The following is a 14,993-nucleotide window of genomic DNA, read 5'->3' as shown; positions in this document are numbered from 1 at the left end:
ATCAACAGATCGCCAAGAGCGGCTAGCCCGCTAGATTACCAGTTGGCGACGATACCTCACAGCCTAACCCCTGTTTACTGTGGCTTACGGCCATGGAAGCCGAGCGTGCCTACCTGTTTACAACGAATTCGATACCGTCTTTCAAACCAGCCTCTAACGCTGCTTTGCTCTTTTGCCCAGCTCTTGGCAACGCGATATAGTGCCGGTGCCTTTGGCTACCCGCCAAAGGCGCTTTGCTTTCCGCCTGCCGTGATGTTCGGAGAATGAGAATGAGCCAGCCCGCCCCGCTGAACCCGCTGACGCTACCGCTTCACGGCAGCCGTTTGATTGAAGCCAGCGCGGGCACAGGGAAAACCTTCACCATTGCGCTGCTGTATGTGCGCTTGGTGCTGGGCGGGCAGCACAGTGAAGACGACACCGCCTTCGTACGCCCGCTCACCCCGCCGGAAATCCTGGTGGTCACGTTCACCAACGCCGCCACGCAAGAATTACGCGAACGTATCCGTCATCGGCTGGTGGAAGCAGCGGCGGTGTTTCGGCATCAGGGTGAAGACTCACTTCTGCTAGCACTGCGCAGCCAATACCCCGAGGCCACTTGGCCCGCCTGCGCCCGCCGCTTAGAGCTGGCCGCTGAGTGGATGGACGAAGCCGCCGTTTCCACCATCCATAGCTGGTGCTACCGCATGTTGCGGGAGCACGCCTTCGATAGCGGCAGCCTGTTCTCGCTCAATTTGGAAAACGACCAGCAAGAGCTGGAGCAAGAGGTAGTGCGCGACTACTGGCGCACCTTCTACTACCCGCTGGACGCCGAGGCGCTGGGCAGCATTACCGGCTACTGGAAGTCGCCGGACCAGCTCCACGGGCAGGTGCGCAAACTACTGGCCGAAAGCGAGGCCCTAGGCAGCCCCCGCCCCGCCCCCGAGCAAACCCTAAGCGCCGCCCAAGCCGAGCGCAGCGCACGCCTAGCCGAGCTAAAAGCCCCCTGGCCTGCGTGGCTGGATGACCTAGTGCCCGCACTAGAAGACGCCGCCAAACGCAAAGCCTTCAAAGGCCAAAGCTTCAACGCCAAAAGCCGTGCCAACTGGCTAGGCGCGCTGCGGGAGTGGTGCGACAGCGACGCCACCCGCCCCGCACTCACCGATGCCGCCTGGAAACGCCTCACCCCAGACGGCATGGCCGAGATATGGAAAGAGGGCGCGCCCCCTTGCCCCGCCGCCTGGGAAGCGCTGGCCGAGCTGCCCGCCGCACTGAACGCCCTGCCCGAACCGCGTAACGACTTGCTGATTCACGCCGTGCAGTGGTGCAAAGTACGCCTGGAGCGGGAGCAAGAGCGACGCGCCGAAATGGGGCCCAACGACCTGCTCACCCACTTGGACCGCGCCCTGCAAGGCCCCAACAAAGAGGCCCTGGCCGCGCAGATACTGCGCCAGTTCCCCGTGGCGCTGATCGACGAATTCCAAGACACCGACCCCATCCAGTACCGCATTTTCAACGCGGTGTATGAGGTCGCCAAGCCCCGCCGAGACGCCGCCATGCTGCTGATCGGCGACCCCAAACAGGCCATTTACGCCTTTCGCGGCGCGGATATCTTCACCTACTTAAAAGCCCGCGAAGATACCGCTGGCCGCCACGTGACGCTGGGCACCAACTATCGCTCCAGCCGCGCCATGGTAGAGGCGGTGAACCACTGCTTCCGCTACGCCGATGAGCACCCGGCCGGGGCGTTTCTGTTCCGCGAAGAAGACGGCGACAACCCGCTGCCGTTTCTGCCGGTAGAGGCCAAAGGCCGAAATGAACAGCTTGTTCACCAAGGCCAGCCGCTGCCCGCCATGACGCTCTGGCCGCTGGAAGCCGACGAGCCGCTTTCCAAAACTGCCTACCAAACCGAGATGGCCGAACGCTGCGCCTCTTTCATGGCAGAACTGCTCAGCGCAGGGCAGAAAGGCGAGAGCGGCTTTCAAACCGACGACGCGCTCACCCCGCTCAAACCTTCCGATATGGCGGTACTGGTGAACGGCCTGCAGGAAGCCCGCGCCATTCGCCAAGCGCTTGCCAGCCGTGGGGTGAAGAGCGTGTATCTCTCTGATCACGATAAGGTGTTTAGCTCGCCCATGGCCGCCCAGGTAGAGCGCTGGCTGCGCGCCTGCGCCGAGCCGCTGGCTAGCTCCCGCCAGGCCGAAGCGCACCTGCGCGCCGCGCTGGCCACGCCGGTGCTAGGGCTAAGCCTGGCGGAGCTGGACCACCTGCAGCAAAACGAGCTGGCCTGGGAAGCGCGGGTAGAGCAGTTCAGCCACTACCACCGCCTGTGGCAGCGCCAGGGCGTGCTGCCGCTGGTGCGCCGCATGATGGTGGATTTTGATATTCCCGCCCGTCTGCTGGCGGAGTTTGAAGAGGGTGAGCGCTTGCTCACCGACCTGCTGCACCTGGGCGAGCTGCTGCAGCAGGCCAGCGCCGAACTGGACGGCGAGCACGCGCTGATTCGCTTTTTGTTTGACGCCATTGCCGACCCGGAAAGCCACGGCGACAGCCACAAACTGCGCCTGGAGAGCGACGCAGATTTGGTCAAGGTGGTCACCATCCACAAATCCAAAGGGCTGGAGTACCCGCTGGTATTCCTGCCCTTCATCGCCAACCACCGCCCGGTCAAAGCCGAGGACGTACCGCTGCGCTGGCACGACGGCGAGGGCAATCTACAGCTCAGCCTAGAAGCGGATGACGCGATACTCGCCACCGCCGACCGCGAACGGCTGGGGGAAGATCTGCGCAAACTCTACGTGGCGCTTACCCGCGCCCGCCACGCCACCTGGCTGGGGCTGGCCCCGCTGAAAGGCCTGGAGAACAGCGCGCTGGGCTACCTGCTAAAAGGCGGCAATGCCCTTTCACCGGAGGCGCTCAATAACGCGCTTGGTGAGCTGGTGGAAGGCAGCGAGATACAGATTCACCAACCACCCGCGCCCACCGCAGAGCGCGTTGCTACCGTGGAGCAAAGCAGTGCGCTGGGCCACGCCCGCACGCCCACCCGCCCCGCCAAAGAGCACTGGTGGATTGCCAGCTACTCCGCGCTGCGGCTTTCCGGCACGCTCACCGCCCCGGTACTGCCACCGCTGGAACCCACCACCGCCCAAGAAGCCACCGCCTTCGAAGTGCTGGATGAACCTCGGGATCTATCTCAACCGGAAGCATATCACCTGCACAAATTCCCCCGTGGCCCTGGCCCCGGCACCTTTCTGCACGGGCTGCTGGAGTGGGCGGGCAAGCAAGGCTTTAATACCGCCGCCAACGATATGGACGCCCTCAACGACATGTTGTGGCGGCGAGTGCAGCTACGCGGCTGGCAGGCATGGCAAGAACCGCTGGCGGGCTGGCTAAGCGCCCTGCTCACCACGCCGCTACCGCTGGCCGCGCCCACCCCGCAAAGCGTGGCGCTGAATGAGTTAGAAAGCTATCAGGTAGAGCTAGAGTTCTGGTTTGCCGCCAAGCGGGTGAACACCCAAGCCATCGATGCGCTGGTAAGCAAGCACTTACTACCAGGGGTAGAGCGCCCCGCGCTGGATGCCGACACCCTGCACGGCATGCTGAAAGGCTTCATTGACCTGGCCTTCGAGCACCAGGGGCGCTTTTACGTGCTGGACTGGAAATCGAACTACCTAGGCCCCAACGACAGCGCCTACGAACCCGAGGCCTTACGCCACGCGCTGCTCGCCAAACGCTACGACCTACAGGCCGCGCTCTACTTACTCGCCATGCACCGGCTGTTAAAAGCGCGCCTGCCGGATTACGACCCGCACCAGCACTTGGGCGGTTCGATGACGGTATTTTTACGCGGCAGCCGCAGCCTTGGGCGCGGCGTAGTAGGCGAACCCGCCCCGGTTAAACTCATCGAAGCCCTGGACAGCCTGTTTGCAGGCGAGCCACACGCCACCCAGCAGGAGGCCACGGCATGAGCCGCCAGCACGACACCCACACCTTCGATATGTCCGGCGATGCCGCCAGCGCCCACCCGGCACTCAGCAGCACCCCGGAACTGCTGGCCCTGTGCGAACGCTGGGTAGCGCGGGGCTGGCTGCGGGATTTAGACCGCGCCCTGGTGCGCTTTCTCGCCAGTGAAGCCCCGGACGCCCCCACGCTGCTGCTACTGGCGGCAGCACTTGCCAGCCACCAGCTAGGCCGCGGCCACGTATGCCTGGATATTAACGCCACGCTCAACGCGCCGGATTTCGCCCTTTCGCTACCACCCGAAGGGGACGACCTCACCGACCCGCCGCTGCTACCCAGCGACGTGCTGGCCACGCTCACGCTCAGCGAATGGCAAGCCGCCTTGCACCACCCGCTGCTCACCAGCGAAGGCCCCGGCAACACGCCGCTGGTCGTAGTGACCACTCACTCAGCCAGCGGCTCCCCCAACACGCGGCTCTACCTGCGCCGCTACTGGCAGTACGAGCAAAGCCTGCACCAACACATCGCCGCCCGCCTGGAAGCAACCGACACAGAAAGCACGAGCACAGAAGGCCAACGTGGGAGGCCAATTCATTGGGCGACGGGTGACGCCAGTCACCCTGGGTTACTCCCCCAAGCCCTGAACATACTGTTCAAGCAAAGCAGCGGCCTAGACTGGCAAAAAACCGCCTGCGCCCTGGCCGCCCGCAGCCGCTTCGGCATTATTACCGGCGGCCCCGGCACCGGCAAAACTACCACCGTTGTCCGCCTGCTCGCCCTGCTGCAAACCCTGCAACTGGCCCAGCAGCCCAGCCAGCCGCTGCGCATCCGCCTAGCCGCCCCCACCGGCAAAGCCGCCGCCCGCTTGAACGAATCTATTGCGGGGCAGGTGAATGCGTTACCGCTCGCTGAGTTGGCAACGCTACTCAGTGAACACTCACCTGCGGCGGCAGCCAGCGAGATCGCGATTCCCACGGAAGTCACCACCCTCCACCGCCTGCTCGGCGCACGCCCCGACACCCGCCACTTCCGCCACAGCGCTGCCAACCCGCTGGCGCTGGATGTGCTGGTGATCGACGAAGCCTCGATGGTGGATATTGAAATGATGGCCGCCACCCTCAGCGCCCTCCCCGCCCACGCCCAGTGCATTCTGCTGGGGGATAAAGACCAGCTCGCCTCAGTAGAGGCAGGCTCGGTACTCGGCGACCTATGCCGCCGCGCCGACGCCGCCCACTACACCCCGGCCACCGCCGAATGGCTAGCCCAGGCCACCGGCCAGCCGCTGCCAGCCGAGTTCATCGACCCCGCAGGCCAACCGCTCGACCAAGCCATTACCATGCTGCGGGTTAGCCACCGCTTCAATGAACACAGCGGCATCGGCCAGCTGGCAAAAGCCATTAACCAGCCGGGCCATGCGCAAAGCGAGCGGGAAAAACAGCAGGCCGTCACCGCCGTGCTGCGCCACGGCTACCCGGATATTCACCATTTGGTGATGAATGACGGCACCGCGCTGGATAAGCTGGTAATTCACGGCAGCCCCAACGGCTTTGCGGGCAACGGCGAAGGCCGCACCGACCACGAAGGCCAGCCCATCGCCCCGCCCACTGGCTACCACCACTATTTAAACGTGCTGCAAGCTCAGCGCCCACGAGGGGAGTCGTTCGAGGGTAACCAAACCGCTTTTGACGCCTGGGCCAGCGAGGTGCTCAGCGCCTACAGCCACTTCCAACTGCTGTGCGCGCTGCGCAAAGGCCCCTGGGGAGTAGAAGGGTTAAACCAGCGCATCGCCAGCACGCTACGTAGCGAAAAGCTGCTATACGGCAGCGATTACACGTTGGAGAAAGGCTGGTATGAAGGCCGCCCGGTACTGGTGACCAAAAACGACTACGGCCTGAAACTGATGAACGGCGATATCGGCATCACCCTGGCCGTGCCCGACCCGCGCAATCCGCAGCAGAAGCTATTAAGAGTCGCCTTCCCCACTAGCGACACCGAAAAACCCATCCGCTGGGTGCTGCCTTCCCGCCTGCACGCGGTGGAAACCGTGTTTGCGATGACGGTTCACAAATCCCAAGGCTCGGAGTTCCTGCACACCGCCCTACTGCTACCGCCCACGCTAAACCCCATTCTGACCCGCGAGCTGGTATACACCGGCATCACCCGCGCCCGCGAATGGCTCACGGTGGTGGAAGCCAAGCGCGGGGTGTTGCATGAGGCGGTGGTGAGGGAGGTGGTTAGGGTTAGTGGGGTTGGGGGTTGATTGAAACCGACACCACCAGCGCTGGTAGTGTCGGTTTTCGACTAAGAGCAGTTTTTGAGATAGTGCTGATATAACGCTTTGCTCACCAGTAAATGGCGAGCGCAGCGAGTAATTTATCCGCGTGCAGCAAATTTTGATACGTGATCTCTATGTTCACATCCAACCAATAGCCAAAGTTGAATCCTCTTAAAAAGAAGCTGAGGTGAAGATAAATATTGATACTACAATGTGACAATTTCCTCTTCCGCAAACCATTTTTGTCTTAAAGCATTTTCCTTCACTTTAATAGGCTCACTGGTGTAAGCAATGATCGCCAGACTTTCTTCTGCTCTACTGCAAGTCACATAAAATAAACGTCTAGTGCGATCGATACTGGTTTCTTTACCTTTTTCTTGATTCTCAATGTCTGATTTTGTCGGGGCCTTCACGCCGAATAACTTTTCATAACTAAAAAAATTACCACCGGCATCTTCATCATCAAGAACCACTATTACGCGCGGGAATTCGAGCCCTTTGATTCCCTGATGCGTTCCAAAACGGGATTTATCGGAGATGTAATACACATATTCTTTGAATTCACTAAAGTGCGACGCCAATGCCTTATCCCAAGCATCAATAATGGGATCAACATCATCTTCGAATAATTCGAAGTCTTTTTCCTGTCTGCCTGCAATAGTAGCTAGGCTATCGGGCAATTCAAATATACCACTGCGATAAATTTCTTTGAGAATGCTTTGTAATGTTGGGTCCGAATCGTTTTCCCATAAGGAGTAAAGCGCATCTACTGCTTCCTTCGCTTTTTTAATTTCGGCTTTAGGATTTTCACTATTTTCAAATTTCTCCTTGATCATTAATGGAGAATGATTGCTCAGCATTCGAGATACAGCAAATTGGTTATTAATTTCTAGGCTATTAATTAGCGGCAGAACCCTTTGAGAAAATAAAGTAATGCTGGATAAAGTTCCATCTATTAATCCAGTTTTGAGTTTATCGACGTACAGAGCGCTGAAAAAACTTGAAAATCCACCACGCTGAGCCGCCATATGGTGCTCTAATGTCAGAGTCTTATTTTCTTTTGGATCGGCCCAAAGCATGTCATTGGTAAATTCAGACATTTTTTGACAAACAACATTTTCAAATTCCATTTTATCAATTGGCTGGCCAACATCTTTAATAAACAGCCTTACTAAACCTTCATTTTCTTTAACAGGTTCTTGTGAGTTTTTATCAACATCCTGCCGAATTTTATTGATGAGTTTAACTACTCGGCGCGAGCATCTGTAATTGTATATTTTCTTCGGGGTCACCCAATCATCAGGTAATGCCAGCCCTAGATCCTCTTTGCCATCCATGTAGATTCGCTGCATGACGTCGCCAAAAAGCCCAAGTGAAAATTGAGCTTTATGTATTCGCTGAACTGTAAAAAGCGCTTCGATTAATTCCTTTTTTGTGTCTTGGCTTTCATCTACAAGCAAGACTGGAAATTTACGTGTCAAAATTTTTTGCAGAAGCGGACGGCTTGTGAGTAATTCCGCCGTTAATGCTATTACCTCAGCATGATTAAGCGCGTCTCTGCCAGAGTTTTCCCCATTGGGGTTGTAGGTAAATTTTCGTACTGTACTTAGTGACTCAAGCCGTTTGCATTTAGACGCTATTTGTCTAGGCCTATCCTCAGCCGCCTTTGAACCTGATCGCCCTTTGCTTTGCGCTAGTTCAAGTTCATAAATATCTTTTTGAAGGCGTACTCTAAGAAAGTTTTTAATATCGGTTGTATGTGACTTAACAAGCTCCCAAGCGAAGCTATGAATGGTTGATACACTGAATGCTGGATCGAATTCTAGTCGCCGTTTAATTTCATCACAGGCTGCATTGGTATAAGTGATAATTGCCACTTGTTGTGCATTTGCTCGTAAGCGATGGATATTATTTACCCGAAACCGTTTTAGCACTTCGACCAATGAGCGAGTTTTACCTGATCCTGCGCCTGCAAAAAGAAAGAAGCTTTTAGGCTTGTCGAGGTCGAGACAGCTATAGATTTCATCATCAACAGCTTTTGTGTCGATTTCATCTGTCATAACTCTTCCTCCTGCATAACTAACGAAGTCGTTACCAATGATGCGTCATTGATTAACATAGCATTAAGCCAATCAAGGCCTTCTTTAATATATGCGGGAGGTTCAAGTAAATTTGGCTCGGTGGTGTAAAGCAATTCAAGAGCCATTTCAGCCTTCTTAGCATTCTTGTCGAGAGCATCAAACATATCCTTGCAGGCCTCATCGAGAGTTGCTTTGTTAACAGCGACGGCCATTTTCTTTACAAGACCTTTGCTATCCGTCATCGTTTTAAAGAGCGTGAGATTTTCCAGAACTAAAGCGTCTTCAAACGTATAGGGTATAGCGTCTTCTTTTTCTGAGAGATATTGAACCTTTGTAAGGCAGGGATACGCCACCCGAACCAATCCTTCGTCAGTTATTTTTTCCTGAGGTGTTGCTGCCAAGACTTCATCTAAAGCGGTTTTAGCTGGCGCCCAATTTTTTAATGTATCATTCCCCGTTCTAAGGCTTTGGCCTCTCTTCGGCTGTGCTTTACCAGTAGATTCTTTTTTAATTGAATCAAGATCGGTGAGCACAAGCGTGGGAATTCCTAAGGCTTTAATCAGCGGGCGCAATGTATGCGCGTGGCTACCACCTATTTCTAGTAGAGATATATAGCTTCTCTCTAACTCTGGATAATGTTCTCTAATGAAGTGAGGAACCACCATGCGCTCTACCGGCCCCTCAACAAGAATTGCAGCGTCAGCAAAAAATAAGTCGCAATGTGTCGTTTTTAAGTAGCGACTCGCAAACTTCGATGTTTCAGTCCCACCACCAAATATTACGCTCATGCTTACGACTGAGGCGCAGGGTATTTCTAGCCCGCTTGCCAGCAGTTTTCTCCGGAAATAGCGTAATCCAGTAAAGTCTGTCTCATGCGCGATATGACTAGAATGCGTGCTCACCACCATCTGGCTAGAAAATTGAGGTTTTTCAGCTAGTTCAGAGTGGTTGCGTAATACGCTATATGCCTTCTTAATAAAAACCTGCTGCACTTGTGCGTGTAGATGCGCTTCCGGTTCTTCAATGAGCATTAAGTGCAAAGGCTCTATAGGCGTATTACCAATTTTCACCCGCTTACCTACTTTCCCAACACGCATCCATTCATCACGAAAGCGGATCAGATTAAAAATCATAGAGATCAGGTTTTGGTAGCCTAAACCGTTGTATTTTTCAGGTAGGCATAGATCGTTAACCGATGGGTCTTCACTGCGAACAACTTTAAATTGAACGGCTGAGTCATGGTTTAAACCTTCAACAGGTTTCACTTTACTTGACAGTAAAATTTGTGGGTCACTAAACCCTGGGTAATTCAGACCTTCAAGTTCGCCAATGGCGACACTAAAGCTACTCTTCAATTTCTGATCGAACGCTGTTCTCGCAGCTTCCATGGCCTCAAGTGCATCCAAATCACTTGCGTCCGGTAGCTCGCTTGGGTCCAGATGCTCATTAAAGTAATGCCTTAATTGCGAGGAGAGGCGGCGATCGGTGTTGGCAGTTCCCTCACCTGAATTCGGATCAGAGAACCCTCTTTGAGCGTTAATGATGTCGATTTTGAACAGCCCATCAAAAGGGTCGCCTTCAAGTGGTTCCATGAATTCTGTAAAAGGTTGAGGCAAATCCGATTGTGCATGCGCTGGATCTAACACATAAGCATTAATAGAGAAAAAGTCTTGTAGCTTTCTATCCAAAAAATCACGCATCGACGTAGGCCATAGCGCCAGTGTCGATAGAGATTCATTGGCACCTTTATTTTCTTTTGTACTCTTGCGCGCTGCTAACGTTCCTTGGGCTGCTGAATACGCTTCCATATAGGAATTATAAATGGCTTCTGGAGTTTCTTGCTCTTTCGGCTCCAGTATCAACCTGACACCCAACAAGCCACCATCCCAATCTAAAGTAGGCAGAATATGGCTAACGTAATGAATTTGTAATTCATCTACCTCAAGCCAAACATCAATAGCTGGTAAAAATGGTCGCCAAATATTTAGAGATAGGTCTGATGGCTTTGGTGGTTCTGCAGAAGCATTAGCAACCCAGTCTCTTGCAATTTTATTAATTGCTTCCCAATTAGATAATGTTATATCAGTAGTGCTTATTTCTCGGCGTTTTGATTTTTTCAAAAACATAATTAGCGCATCCATAGCGGAGGTTTTCCCGCTATTGTTTGCACCAACAAAAATTGTACTTTTATCCTCAATTTCAACTCGACATGTTTTTAATTTTCGGAAGTTTTGAATATCAATATGAGAAATTTTCAATTGGGAAATCCTTTATTTTGTTAATCTTGTATATAACTTACTTTTCATAATATAAAAATTCACCATTTTTTCCAGTTCATATCTTGCTGTCCGCTTCGGATCTTAATCTTAATTATCCTCATCATCGTATAGCGCCCAAATAACCGGCGCGCGTTTTTTTGCGCGTCCAACGCCGTAGGCGCGTAGTTAATTTTATTTTTATAACTTTTATAGGTCAAAATCTCTCAGTCTAGATTCTCTCAAATCTTTCGGTAAAAATTGTAGCCACTTTGACAATCCAGAAATCTGTTCTTTAGTTAGACTACAATACATCTTGATTCCGCTTTCTCCATTGAGCAAATCGCTGACATATGAAACTCCATCAGCATTATCTTTAGCGTCCAATGATGCTATTGTTCTTTCTAAAATGTATTGATATGCATAACAGGTGGAAAGGTTTTTGAGAGACAATCTCTTATTATTTTTTGATACTTTTTTTTCAATATTCAATATGTGAGATACAGCACTTTCTGGTAAATCATGATTTTTATTGTATTCATTGTAATACTTTTTTAGCACATCGTACGACAAAGACTTACCTTTAAACTCATAATCAGAAAGTTTTTCTTCCCTTAGAAGCATATAAGCCACTGCTTGGGGTTTAGATAAATCATTTTGATCGCCACCTGAGCCTGTGTCACTACCACCTTTTGAGTGCCCCTCGCGTCGAGCAATTAATGACTTAGTAAGATCTGGGACTTGGCTTAAATCGTTGGTTCCGTGCATTTCGGCGCATTGCTTTCCACCAAAGTATATTTTTCCATTCTTGTCTTGTAGGAAATACGCTTTTCCAGAAGAAAGCTTCTTGCCTTTTGCACAATATGACTCTGTGTTTTCATCTACAAAATCTTTTTTCAATATATACATTTATAGACCATCTCCATTTTGGTATAACGCCGCCAACACGGCCCGAGCGATAGCGAGGTCCAGCCCGCGTTTTTTGCGGGCGATGTGCTTGGCCTTGTTAATGGTTTACTCACTATGAACCACGACCATTTCGCCATCACTGTTTCTTTGCATGATTGTTCTCCCGATGTAGCACTGTGCTATTGGAGATAGTAATTCGATCAAATCCGCGATTTTTAGCATATATAGTTCCCTCTTCTTGCTGCGATCCGAGTTGAACAGAATCCCTTCGATATTACTTTTTGACTTGAAAGCGAATAAAAACGTATAGCTATGTATTATTTGATTAATAACATATGAAAACGGTTTTTTTATTTCTTGAGGCTGCTCAACTTCGTATAAATCGTCTACTCGATGCCAATTTAGCAGATCTACAGTTTTCCCTTTATTTTTATAGGAATACAACTTCACTTGGCATTCGAAAATATCTTTTGTAATCTTATTAGCTTCTGCCAGCTTCCTAACGATATAGCAAGACAGCATTACTCTTTTCTCTAAAGCAGCAAAGGAAGCTTCCCTCCAAGTGGTCTGATAAAGCTTGTTGTGGAAGAATTCGACGTTCTTCTGTAGGTCATTTTTCCAGTATTGTGATTCAGAAATCATTGCTTTTGACCATTAACAGCGTATTAGACGGCGCGCTTTATGATTGAATGAACGTGCTGGCACTTTTTTCCGGCAAATGCAGCCTGCCAAACTCTCACAAGTCTATGATTCTTTGAGCAATTAATTTAAGTTAAGCTATATATCCAAAACTCGCGTGCCTGGTGGATTTCCCGGCATGTCCACTGCGGTTCGAAAAGCGTCATTTGTTTACATCTCCATAAAACGCCACCCTATCCGCAATAGCTTCCATCCCCTCAACCGGCTCCTCATAACTCCAAGCAATATCCCGTCGCCCACCCAGCGAAAAATACACCGTATGCCCTTTAAACGGGCAGTAAGTGGTCGTTTCTGAAACGGTGAGTAAGTCCATTCGCACGTCTTTACGTGGGAAGTAGTGGCGCGGCGGGTAGCCGTGTTCGCGGAGTTCAAGCGTATTGGTGGAGTCGGCTAGCAGAATGCCATCCACCTGCACTTGCATGCGCTGCTTGCTGGGGTGAAGCGTTATGCGGACATTCTGCATCGTGTAGTCCCTGCGGCATTGTCTGCTCTAATGCTTCGAGACTAGCAGTTAATTTAGGTTAAGCCTACTTTAGGTGATTAGTTTTTAGTCGGTAATGGATGCTTTGGAAGGTAGGTGAGTCATCACTTCCACGTAACCGCTTATAACACCGTGATGAATGCGGCACAGCACTAAGCTAGGTTCCGTGCCGTTAGCCTTAACAATTAGCTCCCCCGCTGCGTTCCAGCCACCGCTATTGCCACAGGTTTGCCAGCCGCCCGTGGTGGAAACGTGGTTGGCGAGCAGTACCGGCAGTTGGTGGCGCTTTGCGATGGCGGCGAGCAGCTCGGCATCTTTTGCATAACCGCCAGGGGAAATCAGCGCGCTGGCGAGGTAGACGTCCGCCTGTTGTTTAGCGGCGGTGGCAGCGTGGCTTGGGTGGGTGAAGTCGGCGCAAACGGCCAGGGCGATGCGGGTGCCGTTAACGTTGATCAGGCCACTTTCATGGCCGGGGGCACAGTAAACCTCTTCCCCTTCGTGAAGGTGCTGTTTTAGGTAGAAGGTATGTTCACCGTTGGGGAAGCAGATCACCGCTGCGATGTAGGGCTTGCCGTTCGGGTTGTGCAGTGGGCAGCCTGCGATTACCACCGTGTTATTGGCTACGGCTGCGGCGGTGAGGGCGGCAAAGGTGGCATCGTCGCGGGGCATGGCCAGTTGGCTGAGTAGCGGCAGCTCGTAGCCGGTGAGCGAGAGTTCGGGAAAGGCCACCACGTTGGCCCCCAGCGCGGCGGCGCGCTCTATGTAGGCCAGGTGCGTTTGTAGGTTGTCGTCTACCGCTGCTTTAGTGACGGGCAGTTGGGCGAGTGCGATGGTGATGGCTTTGCTGTTGGTCACTTTTGTCCCTTGGCTGGCTGGGTGCAGGCACAGTCGCGGGCTAAAGTCACCTCCCACTGCTGGCTCACTCTCGGGGCCGATTCAGTTGCGGGCTAATAGTGATAGCGGCAAGAAATGACAGTGATCGCGTGGTGATCGACTGCATAAACAAGCCGATGAGTATCGTCTATACGCCGAGACCAAAAGCCCGCTAGGTTTTCTTTTAAGGGCTCTGGCTTGCCGATTCCCTCAAAGGGGGAGCGCTTTACATCGTTTATCAGCTTATTAATGCGCTTAAGGGTTTTCTTATCCTGCGCTTGCCAATAGACGTAGTCGTTCCAAGATTCATCTGTCCAACACAACAGTCGCTGACTACTCATCCATTAACTCTCGTGCGCTTGTTTGGCCAGCACGATATTGCGCTATTGAGCGGTTAAGGTGTTCAGCATTTTTAGGCGAACGAAGCAGGTGCACTGTTTCCATTAGGCTATTGTAATAATCCAGCGACATCACCACGGCATCTTCAGCATCCCTGCGCGTGATCACGGTGGTATCCGCATCATTAACGACGCCATCCAGCACAGCTTTCAAGCCATTCCTCGCTTCTGTAAAAGACACGATTTTCATACACGCCTCACATGTACTATTTAGGGTACAAGTCTAGCCGTTGCCCGCAAACATGTACAGCTAACAAGACAGAACGACTGCTTCAAGCCTTTTTCACAAACTGCGCGGTCACCATCATGTCGCCTGCGCCGTCTACTTTGCAGTCTAGCTGGTGGTCTTTGCCCTCTTTTAGCCGTTTGATGACGGCTTTGGTGCCGATCTTGAGCACTTGGGAGCTGCCTTTCACCTTGAGGTCTTTGATCAGCGTGACCTTGTCGCCTTCGGCAAGCGGCGTGCCGTTAGCATCCGCCACGTTAACGGCCTCTTCGGCGGCGGCTTCTTCAGGGTTCCATTCGTGGGCGCATTCGGGGCAGATGAACAGGCGTTAGTCCTGATAAACGAATTCCGACTGGCAGCGGGGGCATGGCGGGCAAGACATAAGCAGTGGCTTCTGTGGTGAATGAGCGGGTGATGATACTGAGCCAGAGCGGCCTTAGCGACTGGCGAGCGCCTTGGGTAGCGCCGCCGTGGGCGCTGGCGAGGCTCAGGCGCTGGCATCGTCCGCGTGTTCGCTGGGGTGAAACGCTTCTTTCTGCTCAGCCCATTTCAGCAGCGCATCCAGCGCAGGGCAGAGCGCTTGGCCCCACTCGGTTAGGCGGTACTCCACTTTGGGCGGCACTTGCGGGTACACCTTGCGCGCCACGATGCCATCGGCTTCCAGTTGCCGTAGCTGCTGGGCGAGCATCTTTTGCGAGATGCCGGGGATCAGCTTTTCAAAATCGGAGTAGCGCTGCACGTTACCGTCGAAGAGGTGGAAGAGAATAATCAGCTTCCAGCGCCCTTCCAGCATTTTTAATACATCTTCCACTCCGCTGGCCGCGCTAGTGGGCGTGTAAATCCTTCTCATGGGTAAGCCA

12 protein-coding genes are annotated in these 14,993 nt (G+C 52.9%); 2 read left to right on the top strand and 10 right to left on the bottom strand.

What is annotated here, in order from left to right; all coding sequences use genetic code 11:
* The first annotated feature begins 269 nt into the window (after nucleotides 1-269).
* Nucleotides 270-3,944 carry an exodeoxyribonuclease V subunit beta gene (recB, locus tag NH398_RS09205; protein WP_253018045.1) on the top strand — a complete coding sequence of 1,225 codons (3,675 nt, stop codon included), beginning with the start codon at nucleotides 270-272 and terminating at the stop codon, nucleotides 3,942-3,944.
* A complete protein-coding gene (gene recD / locus NH398_RS09200; protein ID WP_253018043.1) occupies nucleotides 3,941-6,196 on the top strand; it encodes an exodeoxyribonuclease V subunit alpha in 2,256 nt (751 codons plus the stop codon). The genes recB and recD overlap by 4 nt, the downstream gene beginning before the upstream one ends.
* Nucleotides 6,197-6,417: 221 nt before the next feature.
* Here recD and NH398_RS09195 read toward each other — a convergent pair whose 3' ends face one another.
* From NH398_RS09195 to NH398_RS09150, 10 genes are all read right to left on the bottom strand, one after another.
* On the bottom strand, nucleotides 6,418-8,271 hold the full coding sequence (locus NH398_RS09195; protein ID WP_253018041.1) for an ATP-dependent helicase: 1,854 nt from the start codon (nucleotides 8,269-8,271) through the stop codon (nucleotides 6,418-6,420).
* Nucleotides 8,268-10,550: an AAA family ATPase gene (locus tag NH398_RS09190; protein ID WP_253018039.1), complete on the bottom strand. Its 2,283-nt coding sequence runs from the start codon at nucleotides 10,548-10,550 to the stop codon at nucleotides 8,268-8,270. Before NH398_RS09190 ends, NH398_RS09195 begins: the two co-directional genes overlap by 4 nt.
* Before the next feature lie 207 nt (nucleotides 10,551-10,757).
* Nucleotides 10,758-11,456 carry a hypothetical protein gene (locus tag NH398_RS09185; RefSeq protein WP_253018037.1) on the bottom strand — a complete coding sequence of 233 codons (699 nt, stop codon included), beginning with the start codon at nucleotides 11,454-11,456 and terminating at the stop codon, nucleotides 10,758-10,760.
* Between the two features lie 105 nt (nucleotides 11,457-11,561).
* Entirely contained in the window at nucleotides 11,562-12,098 is a 537-nt protein-coding gene (locus NH398_RS09180) for a hypothetical protein (protein WP_253018035.1), read from the bottom strand.
* 199 nt (nucleotides 12,099-12,297) lie between these two features.
* Nucleotides 12,298-12,618: a DUF427 domain-containing protein gene (locus NH398_RS09175; RefSeq protein ID WP_253018033.1), complete on the bottom strand. Its 321-nt coding sequence runs from the start codon at nucleotides 12,616-12,618 to the stop codon at nucleotides 12,298-12,300.
* An 84-nt stretch (nucleotides 12,619-12,702) separates the two neighbouring features.
* Complete coding sequence (locus tag NH398_RS09170; protein WP_253018031.1) at nucleotides 12,703-13,491, bottom strand: carbon-nitrogen hydrolase family protein; 789 nt, start codon at nucleotides 13,489-13,491, stop codon at nucleotides 12,703-12,705.
* A gap of 92 nt (nucleotides 13,492-13,583) precedes the next feature.
* Entirely contained in the window at nucleotides 13,584-13,850 is a 267-nt protein-coding gene (locus NH398_RS09165; protein ID WP_159342812.1) for a Txe/YoeB family addiction module toxin, read from the bottom strand.
* Nucleotides 13,843-14,097 (bottom strand): type II toxin-antitoxin system prevent-host-death family antitoxin, encoded by a 255-nt coding sequence (locus NH398_RS09160; RefSeq protein ID WP_062372652.1) that lies wholly within the window; start codon nucleotides 14,095-14,097, stop codon nucleotides 13,843-13,845. Before NH398_RS09160 ends, NH398_RS09165 begins: the two co-directional genes overlap by 8 nt.
* Before the next feature lie 82 nt (nucleotides 14,098-14,179).
* The gene (locus NH398_RS09155; protein WP_253018161.1) at nucleotides 14,180-14,458 is read right to left on the bottom strand and encodes a zinc ribbon domain-containing protein YjdM; all 279 of its coding nucleotides are present in this window, start codon (nucleotides 14,456-14,458) and stop codon (nucleotides 14,180-14,182) included.
* A 162-nt stretch (nucleotides 14,459-14,620) separates the two neighbouring features.
* Nucleotides 14,621-14,983 carry a helix-turn-helix domain-containing protein gene (locus tag NH398_RS09150; RefSeq protein ID WP_153842707.1) on the bottom strand — a complete coding sequence of 121 codons (363 nt, stop codon included), beginning with the start codon at nucleotides 14,981-14,983 and terminating at the stop codon, nucleotides 14,621-14,623.
* Between the last annotated feature and the right edge of the window lie 10 nt (nucleotides 14,984-14,993).

The sequence above is a fragment of the Halomonas sp. CnH100-B genome (assembly GCF_024124605.1).
Lineage (GTDB): Bacteria > Pseudomonadota > Gammaproteobacteria > Pseudomonadales > Halomonadaceae > Vreelandella.
This window is presented reverse-complemented; position numbering and strand designations above follow the sequence as displayed.

Coding starts and splice junctions, on each gene's coding strand:
- recB (WP_253018045.1), top strand. CDS start 270: ATGAGCCAGCCCGCCCCGCTGAACCCGCTGACGCTACCGCTTCACGGC.
- recD (WP_253018043.1), top strand. CDS start 3,941: ATGAGCCGCCAGCACGACACCCACACCTTCGATATGTCCGGCGATGCC.
- NH398_RS09195 (WP_253018041.1), bottom strand. CDS start 8,271: ATGACAGATGAAATCGACACAAAAGCTGTTGATGATGAAATCTATAGC.
- NH398_RS09185 (WP_253018037.1), bottom strand. CDS start 11,456: ATGTATATATTGAAAAAAGATTTTGTAGATGAAAACACAGAGTCATAT.
- NH398_RS09180 (WP_253018035.1), bottom strand. CDS start 12,098: ATGATTTCTGAATCACAATACTGGAAAAATGACCTACAGAAGAACGTC.
- NH398_RS09175 (WP_253018033.1), bottom strand. CDS start 12,618: ATGCAGAATGTCCGCATAACGCTTCACCCCAGCAAGCAGCGCATGCAA.
- NH398_RS09165 (WP_159342812.1), bottom strand. CDS start 13,850: ATGAGTAGTCAGCGACTGTTGTGTTGGACAGATGAATCTTGGAACGAC.
- NH398_RS09160 (WP_062372652.1), bottom strand. CDS start 14,097: ATGAAAATCGTGTCTTTTACAGAAGCGAGGAATGGCTTGAAAGCTGTG.
- NH398_RS09150 (WP_153842707.1), bottom strand. CDS start 14,983: ATGAGAAGGATTTACACGCCCACTAGCGCGGCCAGCGGAGTGGAAGAT.